The sequence below is a fragment of the Halolactibacillus sp. JCM 19043 genome (genome assembly GCF_001310395.1).
Taxonomy (GTDB): Bacteria; Bacillota; Bacilli; order Bacillales; family Amphibacillaceae; genus Halolactibacillus; species Halolactibacillus miurensis.
On the sequence record NZ_BAXD01000022.1, the window covers coordinates 1 to 19230 of the forward strand.

Below are 19230 nucleotides of genomic sequence, written 5' to 3' on the forward strand. Positions count from 1 at the left end.
GTGGCCTCGCATTTAACTGAACATCTCTGTTGTCTATTTTTTGGACTTTATTTTTTAATTAAAATACTTCCAAGCTTGATTTGTCGCTTCTTCTACAATGGTGTTAAATGCCTCTGGAGTAAGATTCGGGTCCTCTTGGTTATGTTCTTCTGAATACATGGCTTGTTTTACATCCGTTAACATCTCTTTTACCCGCCTAACATACGCTACTTCCCCGTAATCTTCTACACTTGTATAAGAGGCTATCGCAGCAAAATCACCATTTGGAAAGTTTGTATCATCAACAGCAAATTCAACAAAATCTAATAGTGTCGTCATATTATTTAAACTGACTTCTAAATTAATGAATAGGCGTTCAATATACTCATCATCCGCCGTATCATTTTCTATAATGAGTGAAGTGATATGTAGACTCTTATCTACTTCCACATAGAAACGATTTAATAAACTTCGAAATGCTTGTGTCTCTTGTTGTTTCTCTTGATACAACAACACACTTGTCCCGATCAGACACATAACCAACACAACAATAACCCAAATAACACCCTTATTCTTCATCTGTTTTCGCATAAGCCTCTCCTTTTTTATCAGTATGTACAGTGTTAATACAGATTCTCTATCTCTACCCTAACATATTTACAAAAAAGTATAAGGTCATTGTTATATTTCCGATAACTATCCAGCTAAGGCATCACTTCATATGTCTTTAAGGACATTTAATCGTCCACAACCCATGACAGGAGTAACGATAGTCTCAACGACTCCCTAAAAAACCCCCTTAAAGTGTATAAATCTTTCACTCTAAGGGGGTTACTTCTTCTAAGATATGACTGTGCTTCTTTCCTTTTTAAATCAAATTATCTCATTTGTTGACGCAAGTATCCATCAATAAATGGATCGATATCTCCATCCATCACACCTTGGACATTACCAACTTCAATGTTCGTCCGGTGATCTTTAATCATCGTGTACGGCTGGAAGATATAAGACCTGATTTGACTACCCCAACCGATTTCTTTTTGTTCTCCGCGAAGGGCATCGACTTCTGCTTGTTGCTTTTCAATTTCTAATTGATAGAGCTTAGCCTTTAACATTTTCATCGCTTGTTCACGATTTTTAATTTGCGACCGCTCTGATTGACACGTCACAATTGAATTTGTCGGTAAGTGCGTAATTCGGACCGCTGAATCCGTCGTATTGACGTGCTGCCCACCAGCACCTGAGGCACGGTACGTATCAATTTTTAAATCTTCAGTCTTAATATCAATATCGACATCATCTGATAGTTCAGGCATCACATCACAAGATACAAACGACGTGTGACGTCTGTTTTGTGAATCAAAGGGTGAGATTCTCACCAAACGGTGGACACCTTTCTCTGCTTTTAAATAACCGTACGCATTGTGTCCTTTAATCAGTAAGGTCACACTTTTAATGCCAGCCTCATCACCCGGTAAATAATCAAGCGTCTCGACTTTGAAGCCTTTTTTCTCGGCCCAACGGGTGTACATCCTAAGAAGCATACTGCCCCAGTCTTGTGATTCTGTTCCACCAGCACCCGGATGCAGTTCTAATATCGCATTATTTTTATCATATGGCTCACTTAACAACATCAGTAATTCAAAGGCATTTAAGTCCTCTTGTAGCTGAGCTAACTCTTCCTCGAGCTCACTCTGCAGATCTTCATCCGCCTCTTCTTTTACGAGTTCATAGCTAACGTCTAAGTTTTCTAACGTTTCTACGTGCGCATCAAAGCGATTGACAACATCTTTATAACTATTCACTTCATCGATCACTTTTTGCGCATTTTTTTGATCATCCCAAAAATCAGGTGCCGTCATTTCATGTTCTAACTCTGCAATTTTGGTCCGCTTTTCATCTAAGTCAAAGAGACCCCCTAAAATCCGCTAAGCGGTTTGTCATCTTTTCTAACTCTTGTTTAATTTCTACTAGTTCCATTACCTTTCACCTCATCTATTCTTTACAATCGAATGGACATCCCCTTAGTACAAGGATGTCCATTCCTTTTATTTACCATGACAATGTTTGTATTTCTTTCCGCTACCGCATGGACATGGGTCATTACGACCGATGCTATCAGATTTCACGAATGGTTGTTTTTTCTTCTGTTTTTTCCCGTCATCACCTGAGACAGCTGTGGCATTTTTCGCCACTTCTTGACGTTGTAAGTTCTCACGTACTTGTGCCTTCATCACATAGCGTGACACGTCTTCATTGATAGACTGAACCATGGCTTCAAACATATTAAAACCTTCCATCCGGTATTCATTCAGTGGATTGTTTTGTGCATAAGCACGTAAGTGAATCCCTTGACGAAGTTGATCCATTTGGTCAATGTGGTCCATCCATTTCGTATCGACAACACGTAAGAGAATAACTTTCTCAAACTCACGCATCCGTTCTTCACCCATGTCTTGTTCCTTCACCTCATACTTCTCTTTTACTTTATCCATAATCAGTGAGACAAGTGCTTCTGGGGACTTATCTGATAGATCCTGACGGGTGAGATACTCTGACTCCACTAGATTCGCATGAATATATTCGGTTAGTCCGTCAAGTTCCCATTTCGCATTATCTTCATCTTGGGTATGGAGTTCTACTTGATTTTGGACAACTGTGTCAATCATATTCAACACAATCTCTTTTAAGTTTTCTGAATCAATGACATCATAGCGTTGTTGATAAATAATTTCACGTTGTTCACGTAACACATCGTCATAACTTAAGACATTCTTACGCGCATCAAAGTTATTACCTTCCACGCGTTTTTGTGCCGATTCAACGGCTTTTGAGACCATTTTACTTTCAATTGGTTGGGCATCGTCCATCTTAAAACGATCCATCACAGCTTTCATATTATCAGAACCAAAACGACGCATTAAATCGTCTTCCATCGATAAATAAAACTGGGTCACACCTGGGTCACCTTGACGTCCAGAACGACCACGCAACTGATTATCAATCCGACGTGATTCGTGACGTTCGGTACCAATAACCGCTAAACCTCCAAGGTCTTTCACACCTTCACCAAGTTTGATATCAGTCCCACGTCCCGCCATGTTTGTCGCAATGGTGACGGCTTTTTGTTGTCCGGCATTTTCAATGATTTCAGCTTCTCGGTAGTGATTTTTCGCATTTAACACGTTATGTGGCACCCCGCGTTTTTTAAGTAACGCTGAAATCACTTCTGATGTTTCAACCGCAACTGTACCGACAAGGACTGGCTGTCCTTCTTCATGACGCGCTTTAATGTCGTCAATCACTGCCTTGAATTTCCCATCCATTGTTTTAAAGATAAGGTCTGGACGGTCATCACGAATGATTGGTTTGTTTGTCGGAATAGCCACAACATCCATATTATAAATGTTACGGAACTCTTCCTCTTCTGTTTTTGCGGTACCCGTCATCCCTGATAATTTATTATACATTCTAAAGAAGTTTTGGAACGTGATAGAAGCTAGCGTCATCGATTCATTCTGAATCTGCAAGCCTTCTTTTGCCTCAATCGCTTGGTGTAAACCATCACTGTAGCGACGTCCTTTCATGAGACGTCCTGTAAATTGGTCAACAATCACAACTTGTCCTTCTTCAATCACATAATCCGTATCACGATGCATCGACGCATGTGCTTTAAGTGCTTGATTAATATGATGCGTTAAAGTGACATGTTTTAAATCAAATAAGTTATCAATATTAAAGAAGCTTTCTGCCTTTGTGATTCCTTCTTCTGTTAACTGAACACCTTTTGTTTTTTCATCATAGCTAAAGTCGTGTTCCCTCTTTAACCCTCTGACAAAGCTATTCGCTTGTTGATAAAGTGACGCTGACTTACGGGCGCTTCCAGAAATGATTAATGCGTTCTCGCTCATCAATTAAAATGGAATCGACTCATCAATAATCGCAAAGTTTAATGGTCGTTGAACCATCTGTTCTTTATAAAGCACCATATTATCACGTAAATAGTCAAAACCAAATTCATTATTTGTACCATACGTAATATCCGCTTCATAAGCTTTTCGTTTTTCTTCTTTTGATAGCCCACTCACATTTAAGCCAACGGATAAGCCAAGGAATTCAAACAACTGCCCCATCTCTTTCGCATCACGATCAGCTAAGTATTCGTTTACGGTAATGATATGGACACCATCACCAGAAAGCGCGTTTAAATACGCCGGTAATGTTGAAGCCAGGGTTTTACCCTCACCTGTTTTCATTTCGGCAATATTACCGCCATGGAGGACAATCGCTCCCATTAACTGTACGGGGAATGGACGCATATTTAACACACGTTTCGAAGCTTCTCTTACAACCGCATAAGCTTCAACCATAACGTCGTCTAACGTTTCACCGTTTTCCACACGTTGTTTTAATTCCATTGTTTTATTTTTAAAATCACTATCTGATAAACTTTCAAAGTCTTTCTCTAACGCCTCAATTTGTTCCACTGTTGGTCGCAGTTCTTTTAATTGGCGTTCATTACCATCAAAAATCTTTTTTAGTATTCCACGCATAAATGTACGCTCCTCTAATAGATACTGACGCATTGTTTCGTAAACGTCTACATTTTATAATAACACTTGGGGTTTTTAATGACAAGAAACAACCTTATGAAACGATGAAAACACGATATATCCGAAGATACATCGTGTTGTCATTTTAGTTCGTTAACATACTTTCTCTGTCTTTATAAATAACTGTCCCCGTTTTACCTTCCACAGCTTCTTTTGCGCGTTCGAGCGATGAAATAATCGCTTTTCTTTCTTTTTTAGATTCGACAAATTTAATCGCCGCTTCTACCTTAGGTAGCATGCTTCCTTTAGGGAATTGACCTTGTTCAATATATTCTTTTGCTTCTTTCACTGACATCGAATCAAGAGCCGTCTGGTTTGGCTTACCAAAGTTGATCGCCACTTGATCAACACCTGTTAGGATAAAGAAGAAATCAACATCTAGAACTTCCGCTAAACATTCACTTGCTAAGTCTTTATCAATAACAGCTTCAACACCGGTGAGCTTATGTTTCCCCTCTTGAATAACAGGAATACCGCCACCACCTGCGCCGATCACAATATGACCGTTATCAATGAGATCTTTCATGATGTCTTTTTCAACGATATCAATGGGCGCAGGAGATGGAATCACTTTACGATAGCCACGACCAGAATCCTCGATGTAAGTGTCACCTGTTTCCTTCATCAATTGGTCCGCTTCTTCTTTTGAATAAAAAGGCCCAATCGGTTTGGTTGGTGATGTAAAGGCTGGATCATTTTTATCAACGAGTACTTGGCTCACAATGGAGGCAACAGAACGTTCAATGCCTCGTGTTGCTAGTTCTTCTCGGAGGGCGTTTTGTAAGTGGTATCCAATATACCCTTGACTCATCGCGCCCGATTCGGCGAACGGCATTAATTTATCTAACCCTTTTTCTTCAGCGTATTTACCAAAAGCTAAGTGAATCGCACCGACTTGAGGACCATTTCCATGTGAGAGAATCACCTGATGTCCTTGTTCAATCATATCGACGATGGGTTTGGCTGCTTGATGTGTCAGTTTTCGTTGTTCTTCTGGATTTTCCCCTAAAGCATTACCGCCAAGCGCAATTAAAATTTTGCTCATGATGCTCCCTCCTCGTATGTTTCTTTAAATCGTAGTAAGGCTTGTTCAAAACAAGCTTTTGGTGGATGCACAATACCTGCACCTACTTGACCAACACCGGCTTCTTTATGAGCCATACCTGTATTGATGACTGGTAAGATGTTTGTTTCAATCACTTTTCTAATATCAATACCATACGCACCACCTCTAAAGTTAAGCGTTGGAATGGAATAATTGGTGTTCTCACCAACGGTGATTTCATACATTTGTTCACTATACGCAATGGCATCTTCAACGTCACCACCAACAAATTGAACAATCGCTGGTGAACCACCCATCGCAAAACCGCCGATACCCATCGTTTCAGTGATGGTACTGTCGCCTAAATCTGGTGCCGCATCGTCTTCTGTGTAACCAGGGAAGAAGAGTCCTTTCACGAAGTTCGCTGGTGCCGTGAACCATTCTTTTTCTCCTAATCCACTTACCCGAATACCAAACTCTACACCATTACGTGCCATTGTCGTAACGACAGTCGAGTAAGGGATACCATGTGCCGCATCCAAGGCTGATTTACTTGCTGGCATCGACAAGTTCAAGAAATAATGTTCATTATTTTTAATGAATCCAACGACATCACGTAACTCAGCTTGAGTAAGGTCAGTCTGTAAGAAATAATCAATGATCTCACGATAGAAGAGACTTGTTGACGCTTTATTACGGTTGTGACACTCATCACCCATGTGCAACGCTTGTGAAGTAATTGATTTTAAATCAATACCATCTGATAAAGCGATGGCTTTTTTAAGCGCCGGTGCGAACGTTGTTTCAATCCACTTTAAGCGGTCAAGTACTTCTTTAGAGTTTGCTCCAAATCTGAGCACTTTACCTAAACCTTCGTTCACCGTACAATAAGCGCGGTTACCATGGGTACGGTTTTCAATGACGTGAACAGGCATTGATGGCGAAATAATACCCGCCATTGGACCAACGGCTTGATGTTCATTCGCTGGACCAAACTCAATCTCACCACGTTCGATGAGCGCTGTTGCTTCGGACTCATCTTTAGCTAATCCTTCATACATCAGCGCACCGATAATAGCACCTTTTACAGGTCCACACATCTTATCCCAAGTAATAGGCGGTCCAGAATGAAGAATCTTTTTCTCATGCATACCTGGAATGACATTTTTCGCTTGATCAATATCAATTAAGAACGGATGTGCATCTTTGATTCGCTTAATCGCTTCTTCGTTTGCTGCTTGTACTAAATCGCTATCGATGAACTGATCAAGCGCCTCAATCAATTGAATGTTTCCACCTGCTGGAGGTCGCCAATCATATTGAACAGCTTCCGTTTGTTGTAAATCTAAATCTTTTTTAAATGTCGATGTTCCAATGTTAATTACTTTTAATGGTTGTGAAAATAATCCTTGAATGTTACCCATTTATTTAACCTCCTTCTTCGTAATCATCGCCGCTAATTGACTCATTTCTTCGTTTGAAGATGCCACATACACACCGAGTGCGCTTAAGCGATCGACTTGATTGTCGTAACCTTGCTTATCATTCTTTGTCGCACACATGTAACTAATAACCGTGACGTGACGGCCTTCTTGCTTTAATTCAGTTAATGTTTCTTTTAATACGTCAATCGATTCACCCACTGGGTCTTCATGCGCGCCGTAACCTAGTTCAAAATCAAGGAGTAAGACAGCTGTCTCTTTATTTAATAATTCTTCTCTTATCCGTTCATTTCTTAATGACGGTTCAATCATTGGGTGTGGTTTACCCTTCGTGAAATCATCATCACCCATATCAAGTAGTGTATGACCCGCGCTCACATGAATATCTTCCAGTTTTTCTTCTGGTTTTTTCGCGACGTTACTTTTCACTTCTAAGCCTTCACTTCGAAGAATTGAGAGTGCTTCTGAAGTCAGTGTCCCGCCACAGAATAATCCGCGGATATATTGTTGAGATGAGCTAAGTTGAGCTTGCTCATTTTCTGTGAATAATGTTAAGGCATTACTCATTTCCTTATCGATCGTGACAGATGAATCAAGAGCTAATACAGCTTGTCTTGCCGTCTCAATTAACGTACTTGCAAACGCTGCACCTGAAGCTTCAACGGCATCCTTGTCACCATCTAAAAATCCAACAATAACCGGTTTGTTTACTTTTTTAACTTCAGCTAATATTTTATCTTGTACTTCTTTTGCTGGTGGTTTTGATATGAGGGCAATGACTTTCGTTTGTTCATCTTCATTTAAAGCACGCAAGCCCTCAAGCATCATAATCCCACCGATATCTTTGTGTAAGTCACGTCCACCTGTTCCAATCGCTTGACTCACGCCGTAACCAAGACGGTCAATTTGTACAGCTACTTCTTGTAATCCTGTACCAGAAGCCGCGACTAAACCAATGCTTCCTTCGCGAACGTTATTCGCAAAACATAAACCCGTTTGATTCAACATCGCTGTTCCACAGTCTGGCCCCATCACAAGTAAACCTTTGTCTCGACCGAGTTCTTTTAATGCGCGTTCATCTTCAATCGTGACATTATCACTAAACATCATGACATGAAGACCTTTATTTAAAGCTAATCGTGCCTCTCTGGCAGCATATTCACCCGGCACAGAAATAATCGCTAAATTGGCATCTGGTAAATGATCAAGTGCCTGAGACAGTGTTTCAGCTGTTTTTTCTTGACCGGATTTTTTACCCGCTTTTTTCTTATTCAATGCGTCATCAATAAATTGAATCGTATCCGTTAAAGCCTCTTCACTCTCTGCCTTAACAGCAATAATTAAATCATTCTCCGTTGCTTCTTTTGCTTCATCAGTTAACAACCCAATATTATCTAATAACTCTATATTCATTGCCGTTGCCATTGAGACAACCGCTTCGTTTACGCCTTCTTTACTTAAAACTTTTCCAGATAACGACATAAGCGTTACTGAATCATGATAAGCATTCTTCTCTATGATCACTTTCGATACCATCACTAATTCCTCCTTGAATATATTTTCTATGAATGTGCTCCAACCCAACAAGAACACCGACAAGCATGTCTGTCCCTGAGGTTGAACCAATGTGTAAAAATGTTTCTAAATCTTTTAACGTCATGTCAGGGCCTTTTTCAATCACTGTTTTTAATGCCTCGTTTGTCTGACCGTAAATCATTTGCTTTAACATGTGATAACTCACCGACGTTGTTCGTTCTTTGATGTACTGAAGTAAGTCATCTTTGTATTCTAAAACGAGTCGCCACTCGGAGGTATGATAGTAGTGAAAGACACTAAACAACCCAAGTAAAAAGTCGTCTCCTGACGGGGTAAGACCAATACCTAAACCAACAAATTGTTTCATCACTTCAAGAGTTGGCCACTGTTTAAACATCATTAACCGGTCTTTCAACGCATCTTGATGTAGTGATAAAGTATCGGATGGCTGATTGTTTATAGCTACTTGATAACTACCTAATATACCTTGATCGTGACCTTTTCGAATTAAAAACTTTTTCAATTGTTTGATCATTTGTTCTGTGACCTGGACACTGTCTGGATAACGAATAAAGCGACCGCTCCATAGTTCAGCGTGGTGAAAATCAATCACGACATCTTCAATCATCAACGTATTATAACCGATTAAATAGACATTTCCACTCGGATTGATGTGTTTAACGCATGCGTTAAACACATCATCCTCAGAGATTTTTATCATATCGGGCGTTTGCACAACCTGTGACTTCGCTATTGTGACTAAACGGTCGGCTTGTATTAATTGAATATTAATCACTTGTTGATACACACCAACAACTTGACCAATCACTTGGCCCATATTCTGTCCGAGCAAATAACGCTTAAGTCCCCAATCTATTTGTTTTCCGGTTAATTTCACAAAGCACCCCTTCTCTCAGTCATTGTGTTATTATTCGTGTTTTTCATCTGGATGTTTATAGTAATTTAAGAACAGTAAACCAGCGGCCATTGCAACATAACCTAGAGCGGCTTCACTACCCGTACCGAAACCAAAAGCACCTGCGTGAATAAATCCAAAGAATGATAAGACAGCTGTAATTAAACTATATATTGCGGCCACTTTGAATTTCTTTTCAATCAAGAAAATAACAATAGTAATCAACATCATGGAAACTAAGATATCTGAAGCACCGAGTGTTGACCAACCTTCATAATAAACACCATTATCTCTTAATACATCAAAACCAATCTCACTCGCGCTTAAACCGGCAGCTGTTAAGGTGTTATTAACTTGTAAGATCACGTAACTTGCAATGAAAGGCATTAAACCTAAAATCATGGCTGGTACGTGTTTAGGATCAGCTGTTGTATAAGCTTGTGTACCGATAGTCATGGCGATATACACTAAAATAGGTAAGAGAGCAACCAGTGGAATGATGGACATCACAAGTGGCATCAATCCTACAAATGCCATTAACATAATACCGACACCTGTTGCCATTGAGTAACCTACACGTGCACCGGCTTTCTTCCAACCAGGGTGCCCGATGTAAATAATCGTTGGATAAGGACTACCTAAAAACGAACCTAAAATAGATAATAAACCTGGTACAAGCAGTGACTGAGTGGTTGGGTATTTATCCCCTTCAACTTCTGCACTTTCAATATTATCTAAACTCTCTAAGAAGTCATAAATTGCCAGCGGAATAGCTGCTGCAAGGAATGGTGAAAGGTAAGCAAATCCTTCAATCAAGTTACCAATCGCGATTGATGGGAAGGCAATTCTAAAACCGCTTGCTGCTTCTTGTACAGCAGATAACTCCATGTAACCTGTTGCCCAAGCCAGTACCATCCCAATAATAATGGCTAGTAAACCAGCTGGAATATTACCAGGAAGTTTTTTATGGGCAATCCAACCACCAAGTACGATCACTAATGTGAGCAATCCAATGTAAGGTGTTGAGAAAATCTCTCCCATTGGGTTCATTGCAATAAACGTTAAGGCAATACCAGCAAGTGAACCAAGTAACGCAGAACGTGGGATATATTTTTGAATGAACGGTCCAACAAAGGCACCGAGTGTCATGATAATCCCTTGTACTAAGTTCCAAGCAATCCCTGTTGACCAAGCAATCACCCAATCATTTGTTGCCGCATAGACCGGTAAAATAACACCAAAGGCGACAATGAAATAATGGGGAACACTAAGACCATACGGCATCGCCGTCATATCTTCTTTTCCAGTCTCAAGCGATTTTCTTCTTGCTTGAATCGCAAAGATAATACCACCAAGACCAATCGCTACAGCTGTACCTGGTACGATTTTTCCGTAAAGGATATCACTTGGCATATTAATCGCCGCTAGTAAACCAATCGCCGCTAAAAAGTTTGTTAATACGTTACTAAATAAACCGAAAAATCCGTTTGTATCGCCTTTGACAAACCAAGGCGTTCCTTTTGTTTGTTTACTCATTTTTCTCCACTCCTATCCTAATACGCGTAAGACATTTTCAGTTGGTGCTGTCCAACCAAAAATACCACCTTGTTGATTGATCATACGAATAGAATCTTCATGATCTTTTGGATCAAAAGCGGCACACGCATCTTCTAACATTAAACACTCAAAGCCACGGTCATTTGCTTCACGAATCGTTGTTTGAACACAAACATGTGTTGTGACACCTGCGACAATAAGTGATTCAATCCCTTTATTCTTTAAAATACTATCTAAATCTGTTTGATAAAAGGCACCCTTACCTGGTTTGTCTAGCACGACTTCGCCTGACTTCGGTTGTAATTCATCCACAATATCATGACCATATTCGCCACGGACAAGGATGCGTCCCATTGGACCAACTTCACCAATGTTACCGCCACGTCGTTGTTTACTTGGTGGAACATCTGATAAATCTGGACGATGACCTTCGCGAGTATGAATGATAAACATGTCTTTTTCGCGCGCTTTTTCTAACATTTTTTGTACGGTAGGAATAATCACATTTGTTTTTGATACGTCGTTACCCAATTGCTCACCAAATCCACCTGGATAAAGGAAATCACGCTGCATATCAATGATTACGAGTGCTGTCTTGTCTGGATCAAAAGTAAATTCATACGGTTTTGCTTCTACTGCTAATTTGTTTGTCATAATAAAACCCTCCATTAAATATATTGTGTCATTTTTAGTGAGAACAGATGACTATCGTTTGTTCATTAATGCTTTTTTTCGTTGTTATTTAGTTATTTAAATTGCTAATGGATGACTTTTCGCTTCTAACTCCCATCACCAATAACAAGGCAGCAACAGCTAAATAACTGAGAAACATAGGGAAACCTACATGGATCCCAACTGTGTCATAGTGGATGACTCCGAAATAGGACAACACACCTGATAGAACGCTTACAACACTTGCCTTTTTAAACTGTTGGTCAATAATAAAGACGAGAATGGTTGACCAGACCATGCCAATAATAATGGCGCCACTTCCTAAAGTGACTAAGCCACTATAATGAAGTCCTGTTTGTTCAATGACTTCATAACCAATTTCTTCAGCACTTGTCCCAATACTTGCGAGTGTATCCCCAATTAAGTTTTTAGCCCAATCCGCTAACCACGGGATCAGTGCTAAAATAATCGCAGGGGCATATTTTCTATCCACTTGTTGAAAAGCTTGCGCACCGATAATTAAACCGATGTAAATAAGAATAGGTAAGATGGCTTCTAATGGGATAATAGTAAGTAATAATGAGATAAGTCCTAACCATGAAATAACTAAAATAGTGATACCAGTAGCAAGGGTGTAACCAATTCTTGCCCCAGCTTCTTTCCAACCCGGATGTCCAATGAACACCGCTGTTGGGAAAGGACTACCAAACAAACTTGCTAATATACTCGTGGACCCATCAGCAATCATCGTCGTCATTGTGTCATAACGGTCACCTGCTACCTCTGCACTTTCAATATTATCGATGGTTTCAAACATATTATAGATACCTAAAGGAATGGCAGCGACAATAAATGGTGCCGCTTCATTAAATCCACTAATAATACGACTGATTGAAAAAGTAGGTAAACCAATATCAATGGTGTTTAGCGCTTCAATAAAAGATGAAACATCCATGACACCTGTCATCCAACCGATAGCCGTTCCAATGACAATCGCCACAAGACCGACAGGCACATGTTTTGGAAAGGACACTTTACCAAACCATCCTAGTAGAATAATAGTGAATGAAACGAGACCAATGTATGGTAAATCAAAAGATTGCATGGCGGGCGACATCGCAATAAACGTAATGGAAGCACCGGCAAGTGAACCAAGCATCGCTGCACGAGGGACAGCTGCTTTAATTTTCGGACCAATTAATGATCCTACCAGTTCAATCGCTCCTTCAATAAATCCCCAACTCAATCCAGCAAACCAAGCAATATAAGGATCATTTGTTGTGCGGTAGACAGGACCCATAATCAGGAACACGATCAGGAACATATGAGGGACACTCGTACCTGATGGTAAAGCCGTCACCGTATTACGTTGTTCTTTTTTGGCTAAGCGATAAGCCATCACACTATAGATGACACTGCTCGCAAAAATAGATAACCCAACAGCTGGTAAGATTGCTCCAAAAATCATGGATGTTGGAAAACCGACACCGATCAGCAAACCTGCCATGACAAGCATATTCGTTAAGTTATTCGTAAATAAACCAAAAAAGCCATCGATGTCTGAGCGTTGCCATAACTTAACTTTTAACTCAGACATGTTCTTCCCCCCTTCTGTTATGTAGCACGAATTCGTCTTACAAATTGATTATAGCAACCACGTTTCAATAAAACATTGTAGAAAAACGCTAAATGTAATCGCTTTATTTCGTCACTCTTTGATAGTTTTATTCGTAAAACTCTTGGAATGGATTAAAATAAGCCATAAATAAACAACGTTCATTCTTATAAAAAATGAACGTTGTTTATCTGCAACTCTTATTAAATATTCCTGCCTACACTGCAGCTCTTGTCATCCAGTAATGAGAGAATATGGTACCACTATCTACCTTCCGCTTAACATCACCCAGGATAAAGTCGAAGAAGTCTTCACCTGTAAAACGATACAAAAACCATTAAAAACGTCTGATTATAGATGTAAATAACGATACATTTGACAAGCGACAGCCACTTCAATCATCTTATCCCCATCATTTAAATCTACCCCTAAGTCCTTTAACTTCTGGATTCGGTAGCGTAATGAATTATAATGAATAAACATCTCATCTGATGTTTTTTGTACGTTACCATTATTTTTAATTAAGGCAGACAACGTATGCATTAAATCCATATCCTTTTTATTATCATATTGAATGATATCACCAATATACTCTTCAATAAATGCTTGCATCTTCTCTTCATCTTTCATTAATGGGAATAATTTAAATAAGCCCAGTGATTGATAAAACTTGATATAGGGCGCTTTATTTTGATGTTTATAAATATCATGAACAAGACGTGCATGTTGATAACCCGACTTAATGTCTTGCAGTCGCTCGATCGGTTCAGAAATACTCACTGAAAAAGCCCCTAGAGGGGTTAAGTTTTTTACAATTAACTCCGCCAGCGTTCTTAGTTTTTCCTGTAACCGCGTCTCAAAAGCTAAACTAATAAACACAACCAGCTCCTCTTCAAAATAAGCAACCTTGCCATTCGACAAAGGAATATCAAACACATGACTGACCGCTTGTTCGATTTTTTCAGAGTCCAATACTTTCGTATACGACGAGATTCTCTTTTCCGTGTTCTGTTCCATTGAACGAATGACTAAAATAACATTAGGAAAATGCAAGTGCCATTTAAACACTTTAGCCTTATCAATAATCTCTGATTGAGATTGATAACGGGCATTTAAAATATCACGTAAGAAACTGTCTAGATAATTACGTTCTTTTTGTTGAATCGCGGCCTTTGTTTGCATCAAGTAGGCAAGCAGAATAATGGCTTGTTCCACAATAATGCTTAACGTCTCTTGGCTACTCGTCTCATTCTTTAACACCATTAAGTAACCAAACAGTTTTTTACCTGCCATAATCGGTTCAAATAACACATCATCTTTTGTATATGTTTGATTTAAACATTCCACGATGACCTGCTGTCTCATATCTTCTTCATTCATTAAATAATAAAGACCTTTTTCACTCATGACTACTGCCTCAAGCTCTATACTTGTGGCTTCGATTTGTAAGTGTGCGTCTAAAATAATAATCGGAGCTTCTGAGAGTTCGGATAACGCCTCAACAAACTGTGTCATATCGGAACCTTCTAATAAAAAGTGATGCAGACGGCTAGCGATCGTTTCGCGAAACTCTAATAAGGTTGTCTTTTTATCTAGTAGTTCAGTGAGAATATAATTCGTTAAGGTCGATAAATTAGCATCACTCGGTAAGATGAGAATCGGGAATTGATGTTTTTCTGCTTGTTCAATCATATAATCAGGCACTTCGGGTAAATAGCGCCCTAGCTTAATGGCCACGCCAGCCAGGTTTTGTTCACTCAACCGCACAATAAATTCATGCAACGCGTCTTCATCATCATAAATCGGAAATAATGTCGTAAAAAGCAATCCTTGCTCATCCACATAAGGATATATATCAGGCACTTCCATAACATTGACGCTTTTAATTTCATGAGACAAGCCCCCGCGTCCTGCGATGACCGTCACATCTTTAAATGGTGTCATCTCTAATAGTCGTTCAATTGATAACATATTTATCATCCTTTGCCTAATTTTTATTAAATTATTGTCTAGTTTTGACCTTGTTTTGCGAATAGACCTTCTGTAACATAAACACCCGAATACACAAGGAGGTTATTATTTATGGAAAAACATGTCCATGTCTTTCATCATCCACTTATTCAACATAAGCTCGGCATTATTCGTGAAGAAAGTACAGGTCCTAAAGAATTTAGAGAACTTGTTAATGAAATAGCTAAATTGATGGCTTACGAAATTACCCTTGATTTACCATTAACGGATGTCACCGTTCAAACGCCTGTCGCAAAGACAACTGTCAAGCGATTGAGCGGTAAAAAATTAGGTATTGTGCCTATTATGCGCGCCGGCTTAGGCATGGTTGATGGGATTTTATCATTAATTCCTGTCGCAAAAGTAGGACATATTGGTCTTTACCGTGACCCAGAGACATTAGAAGCCATCGAGTACTATGCCAAGCTTCCAGAAGATGCTGGCGAACGAGAACTGATTGTAGTAGATCCTATGCTAGCAACAGGTGGCTCTGCTTCTGCAGCCTTAACCGCTATTAAAAAACGCGGAGCTAAAAACATTAAATTCCTCTGTTTAATTTCTGTTAAAGAAGGCATCGATCGCATTCATCAAGACCATCCTGACGTTCCGATTTATACCGGTGCGATTGACCCAGGTCTAAATGAAAAGAGCTATATCGATCCTGGCTTTGGCGATGCAGGCGATCGACTATTCGGTACGAAGTAATTTTGTGATTCATTCAAATGTCCAACCATTATAACGCTTCCACAAAGAAATAACCAGAGAAAAAACACCTGTATACCATCAGTAAAATTGATGTTTTACAGGTGTTTTTCCTATATGATCCTTATTTTAGTAATTGTTCGATTTTCTTAACATGTCTTGCCGTCGCTGGGATAAAGACGTACAGCTGATCACTCTTCTCTAACGATTGAAGTCTGATAACGTACTGGCCCGGATGCCATACCAATCATTTTCTAGTATCAGTTGGTCTTGTTGATCTATCTGAATAGTTGTCGTATCAATCATATCGTCAATCGGCGCTAACACCTCTTCTAACATCATTAATTCCGCCATCGTTTGATCAATCACAAATAAATCAATTTGTCCGACCGCAAGACTAGTAGATAATCTTTCAATAGATTGCATCCCATTTTCCGGAATCTTACCATTTTCATGATAAATATGATCCACATACACATCAAATGTTTCATGGGAAAAAGCTTCCTCTATCTCTTCAATTCCTGCTAGAGAAGTACGGCTTAATATCGTGACCACGACAGGTTCTTCGTCCTTACTCATGAAGCCATCAACCATTAACCAGATAAATAGTAAAAAACAAAGACTGCCGATGATGATGCCTTTATAATATTCCCACACATAATCTACTTTTTCTTTTGTCGTCATCCCTTGAAATGCTTCTTTAAGCTTCACCTGCATCCCCTCCGCACAAACAGATGTAACCAGGCCGCTTGGCCTGGTACTCATCTATATATTCTTCCTTTTACTTTTCATCATTGACGACTTCGACGTGATAATTTACTTCTTGGTCTACATGAGTCTCAATCTTATCTTTGTGACTAACCGTAAAAGTGGCACCTAAGTGACCCTCTGTTGTGTAAACAGGTAAGACAACGTCTGTTCCTTTATCTAAATGATAGACTTTTAGCGTTAAGTCTTCAAGATAATCATAAACAGGTTTTACATCATAGTGTCCGATTGGTAACACCGTATTTTCTCTCACGAATAGTGGGAGACTCATAAAGTCGTAAGTCTCTTTCACCCACGTGCCACCGTCCTTTACTTCACCTGATAACAGGTGCGTCCATTTACCTTTTGGTAAGTAGTAAGACGCTTGTCCCACTTTATTAAAGATTGGCGCCACTAGGATACTCTCACCTAACATATATTGTCGATCAAGTGTATCACAAATCGGATCTTCTGGAAATTCAACATGCATTGAACGCATAACCGGAATACCTGTTTGACTATTTTCAACCGCTAAGCGATACAGATAAGGCATTAGTGTGTTTTTAAGCTTGGTAAACTCGCGAGCGACATCCACTGCCTCGTCATCAAAGTTCCAAGGCACACGATAAGAAGCACTGCCATGGAACCGGCTATGACTCGATAATAACCCAAATTGCGTCCATCGTTTAAATACATCTGGCGAGGCAGTACTTTCAAATCCACCAATGTCATGACTCCAATAACCAAAGCCAGATGTAGTAAGTGATAAGCCACCTCTGAGACTTTCAGCCATTGCTTCATACGTTGAATCACAGTCTCCACCCCAGTGAACCGGGAATTGTTGACCTCCCGCAGTTGCTGACCGGGCAAAGACAACAGCATCCTGTTCACCTTTTGTTTCTTTTAATAAATCAAAAACGACTTGATTATATAGATAACTATAGTAATTATGCATCTTCATCGGATCTGAGCCATCAAAGTAGACGACATCCGTTGGAATTCGCTCACCAAAATCGGTCTTGAATGAGTCAACCCCCATATCCACTAACTGTCGTAAATGGTCTTGATACCATTTCACCGCCTTTGGATTGGTAAAGTCCACAATCCCCATGCCCGCTTGCCAGCGGTCCCATTGCCACGTATCACCGTTTGACTTTTTAATCAAGTATCCTTGTTCATGTGCTTCTTTAAATAAGGGAGATTTTTGAGCAATATACGGATTAATCCAGACACAAATTTCTAAGCCTTTATCTTTTAAACGCTTCAGCATCGCTTCAGGGTCAGGGAAGTTTTTCTTATCCCAAATAAAGTTCGTCCATTCAAAGCCTTCCATCCAGAAACAATCAAAATGGAAAACACTTAAAGGGATCCCTCGCTCGGCCATCCCATCAACGAAGTGGGTGACCGTCTCTTCATTATAATCAGTCGTAAATGATGTCGATAACCATAAACCAAACGACCATGCTGGTGGTAAAGCAGGACGGCCTGTTAGTGCGGTGTAACGATTAATCACTTGTTTAGGGGTTGGGCCATAAATAAAGTAATAATCTAATTTCTCACCTGGAACACTCCACTGTGTGCGTGAGACGAGCTCTGATCCCAATTCAAAACTTACTTTTTCAGGATGATTCACAAACACACCATAGCCTTTATTGGATAAGAAGAAGGGGATGTTTTTATAAGATTGCTCAGAACTTGTCCCACCATCTTCATTCCAGATATCAACTGACTGACCATTCTTAACAAACGGTGTGAAGCGTTCACCTAATCCATATAAATACTCACCAACACCTAAAGTCAATTGGCCACGCATATATGTGTGATCATCTGGACCAGTAATCCATGCGAGTGATTTTTGATCTGCTTCAGCAATCTTTCCAACGGCATCAGCAAAAATCATCCGAAAATCTTCCTTATCAATCGATAAGTTCAACTCACCAGAAGACAACGTAATGGTTTTTTCTTGGTCATCAATCTCTATTTTTTTTAATTCTTCATGAAGATGAAAGTTTGGATATTTCGGTTTTTCCCCTTGATAATGCCACGTTTCTACATGAATCACATTTTCCATCGGTGACGATAAGGTAATAGTTAACAGTGGACCATCGAGTGTGTCTCCACGATGATTAATATATTTACACGGTGCATACAATGTCACCGCTTCTTCTTCTACTTTTGTATCATATACGATCCTTGGAAAATGTATCTCATAACCTTCTTTTACTAACCAGTTTCCATCAGTAAATTTCATTTTTTGTTCTCTCCTTCACTTGATGCTTAATTCCCTTTGCCTTTTTTTGCGAAAGGTATGTATGTCAATGATTCTTCAATATAATGCGCTCCATATGTATAGAATAAGATGAGCCTAATCCGATTGGGACTAGGCCATCTTAAAT

The 19230-nt window shown here is 39.6% G+C and carries 14 protein-coding genes and 1 pseudogene; 1 reads left to right on the plus strand and 14 read right to left on the minus strand.

All coding sequences use genetic code 11. From position 1 onward, the window contains the following. Positions 1–54: 54 nt before the first annotated feature. The 12 genes and pseudogenes from JCM19043_RS10625 to JCM19043_RS10675 form a co-directional block, all read right to left on the minus strand. A complete protein-coding gene (locus JCM19043_RS10625) occupies positions 55–570 on the minus strand; it encodes a hypothetical protein (RefSeq protein WP_062322393.1) in 516 nt (171 codons plus the stop codon). Between the two features lie 287 nt (positions 571–857). After that, positions 858–1959 (minus strand): peptide chain release factor 2 gene (prfB, locus tag JCM19043_RS10630; protein WP_143103176.1). Its coding sequence is split into 2 segments (ribosomal slippage): positions 858–1886 and positions 1888–1959, totalling 1101 coding nucleotides; the frame shifts between segments, so codons are not numbered across the junction. Between the two features lie 68 nt (positions 1960–2027). Continuing rightward, a complete protein-coding gene (locus JCM19043_RS18890; RefSeq protein WP_369813850.1) occupies positions 2028–3449 on the minus strand; it encodes an SEC-C metal-binding domain-containing protein in 1422 nt (473 codons plus the stop codon). Then, positions 3450–4565 (minus strand): annotated as a pseudogene (locus JCM19043_RS18895) (DEAD/DEAH box helicase); the annotation flags it as partial. A gap of 112 nt (positions 4566–4677) precedes the next feature. Then, positions 4678–5637: a carbamate kinase gene (gene arcC, locus JCM19043_RS10640; RefSeq protein WP_062322398.1), complete on the minus strand. Its 960-nt coding sequence runs from the start codon at positions 5635–5637 to the stop codon at positions 4678–4680. Next, positions 5634–7061 carry a DUF1116 domain-containing protein gene (locus JCM19043_RS10645; protein ID WP_062322400.1) on the minus strand — a complete coding sequence of 476 codons (1428 nt, stop codon included), beginning with the start codon at positions 7059–7061 and terminating at the stop codon, positions 5634–5636. The genes arcC and JCM19043_RS10645 overlap by 4 nt, the downstream gene beginning before the upstream one ends. Then, entirely contained in the window at positions 7062–8615 is a 1554-nt protein-coding gene (fdrA, locus tag JCM19043_RS10650; protein ID WP_062322401.1) for an acyl-CoA synthetase FdrA, read from the minus strand. Next, positions 8575–9513: a DUF2877 domain-containing protein gene (locus JCM19043_RS10655; RefSeq protein WP_062322402.1), complete on the minus strand. Its 939-nt coding sequence runs from the start codon at positions 9511–9513 to the stop codon at positions 8575–8577. Before JCM19043_RS10655 ends, fdrA begins: the two co-directional genes overlap by 41 nt. Before the next feature lie 30 nt (positions 9514–9543). Next, positions 9544–11067, minus strand: a complete 1524-nt coding sequence (locus JCM19043_RS10660) for a hypothetical protein (protein ID WP_062322403.1) — start codon at positions 11065–11067, stop codon at positions 9544–9546. Positions 11068–11079: 12 nt separating this feature from the next. Continuing rightward, positions 11080–11742: a cysteine hydrolase family protein gene (locus tag JCM19043_RS10665; protein ID WP_062322404.1), complete on the minus strand. Its 663-nt coding sequence runs from the start codon at positions 11740–11742 to the stop codon at positions 11080–11082. A gap of 88 nt (positions 11743–11830) precedes the next feature. Then, positions 11831–13357 (minus strand): hypothetical protein, encoded by a 1527-nt coding sequence (locus JCM19043_RS10670; RefSeq protein ID WP_062322405.1) that lies wholly within the window; start codon positions 13355–13357, stop codon positions 11831–11833. A 369-nt stretch (positions 13358–13726) separates the two neighbouring features. Further along, the gene (locus tag JCM19043_RS10675; protein WP_062322406.1) at positions 13727–15346 is read right to left on the minus strand and encodes a PucR family transcriptional regulator; all 1620 of its coding nucleotides are present in this window, start codon (positions 15344–15346) and stop codon (positions 13727–13729) included. A gap of 111 nt (positions 15347–15457) precedes the next feature. On the opposite strand from JCM19043_RS10675, the gene upp reads away from it, so the two are divergent. Continuing rightward, positions 15458–16090 carry a uracil phosphoribosyltransferase gene (gene upp / locus JCM19043_RS10680; RefSeq protein WP_062322408.1) on the plus strand — a complete coding sequence of 211 codons (633 nt, stop codon included), beginning with the start codon at positions 15458–15460 and terminating at the stop codon, positions 16088–16090. Between the two features lie 198 nt (positions 16091–16288). Here upp and JCM19043_RS10685 read toward each other — a convergent pair whose 3' ends face one another. Both JCM19043_RS10685 and yicI read right to left on the minus strand, forming a co-directional pair. Continuing rightward, positions 16289–16798 carry a hypothetical protein gene (locus tag JCM19043_RS10685; protein WP_062322410.1) on the minus strand — a complete coding sequence of 170 codons (510 nt, stop codon included), beginning with the start codon at positions 16796–16798 and terminating at the stop codon, positions 16289–16291. A 70-nt stretch (positions 16799–16868) separates the two neighbouring features. Beyond that, on the minus strand, positions 16869–19085 hold the full coding sequence (gene yicI, locus JCM19043_RS10690) for an alpha-xylosidase (protein WP_062322412.1): 2217 nt from the start codon (positions 19083–19085) through the stop codon (positions 16869–16871). Positions 19086–19230: the final 145 nt, after the last annotated feature.

Excerpts from the sequence above, each read along its gene's own strand:
- JCM19043_RS10625 (WP_062322393.1), bottom strand. The coding sequence starts at position 570 with ATGCGAAAACAGATGAAGAATAAGGGTGTTATTTGGGTTATTGTTGTG.
- JCM19043_RS18890 (WP_369813850.1), bottom strand. The coding sequence starts at position 3,449 with ATGTATAATAAATTATCAGGGATGACGGGTACCGCAAAAACAGAAGAG.
- arcC (WP_062322398.1), bottom strand. The coding sequence starts at position 5,637 with ATGAGCAAAATTTTAATTGCGCTTGGCGGTAATGCTTTAGGGGAAAAT.
- JCM19043_RS10645 (WP_062322400.1), bottom strand. The coding sequence starts at position 7,061 with ATGGGTAACATTCAAGGATTATTTTCACAACCATTAAAAGTAATTAAC.
- fdrA (WP_062322401.1), bottom strand. The coding sequence starts at position 8,615 with ATGGTATCGAAAGTGATCATAGAGAAGAATGCTTATCATGATTCAGTA.
- JCM19043_RS10660 (WP_062322403.1), bottom strand. The coding sequence starts at position 11,067 with ATGAGTAAACAAACAAAAGGAACGCCTTGGTTTGTCAAAGGCGATACA.
- JCM19043_RS10665 (WP_062322404.1), bottom strand. The coding sequence starts at position 11,742 with ATGACAAACAAATTAGCAGTAGAAGCAAAACCGTATGAATTTACTTTT.
- JCM19043_RS10670 (WP_062322405.1), bottom strand. The coding sequence starts at position 13,357 with ATGTCTGAGTTAAAAGTTAAGTTATGGCAACGCTCAGACATCGATGGC.
- JCM19043_RS10675 (WP_062322406.1), bottom strand. The coding sequence starts at position 15,346 with ATGTTATCAATTGAACGACTATTAGAGATGACACCATTTAAAGATGTG.
- upp (WP_062322408.1), top strand. The coding sequence starts at position 15,458 with ATGGAAAAACATGTCCATGTCTTTCATCATCCACTTATTCAACATAAG.
- yicI (WP_062322412.1), bottom strand. The coding sequence starts at position 19,085 with ATGAAATTTACTGATGGAAACTGGTTAGTAAAAGAAGGTTATGAGATA.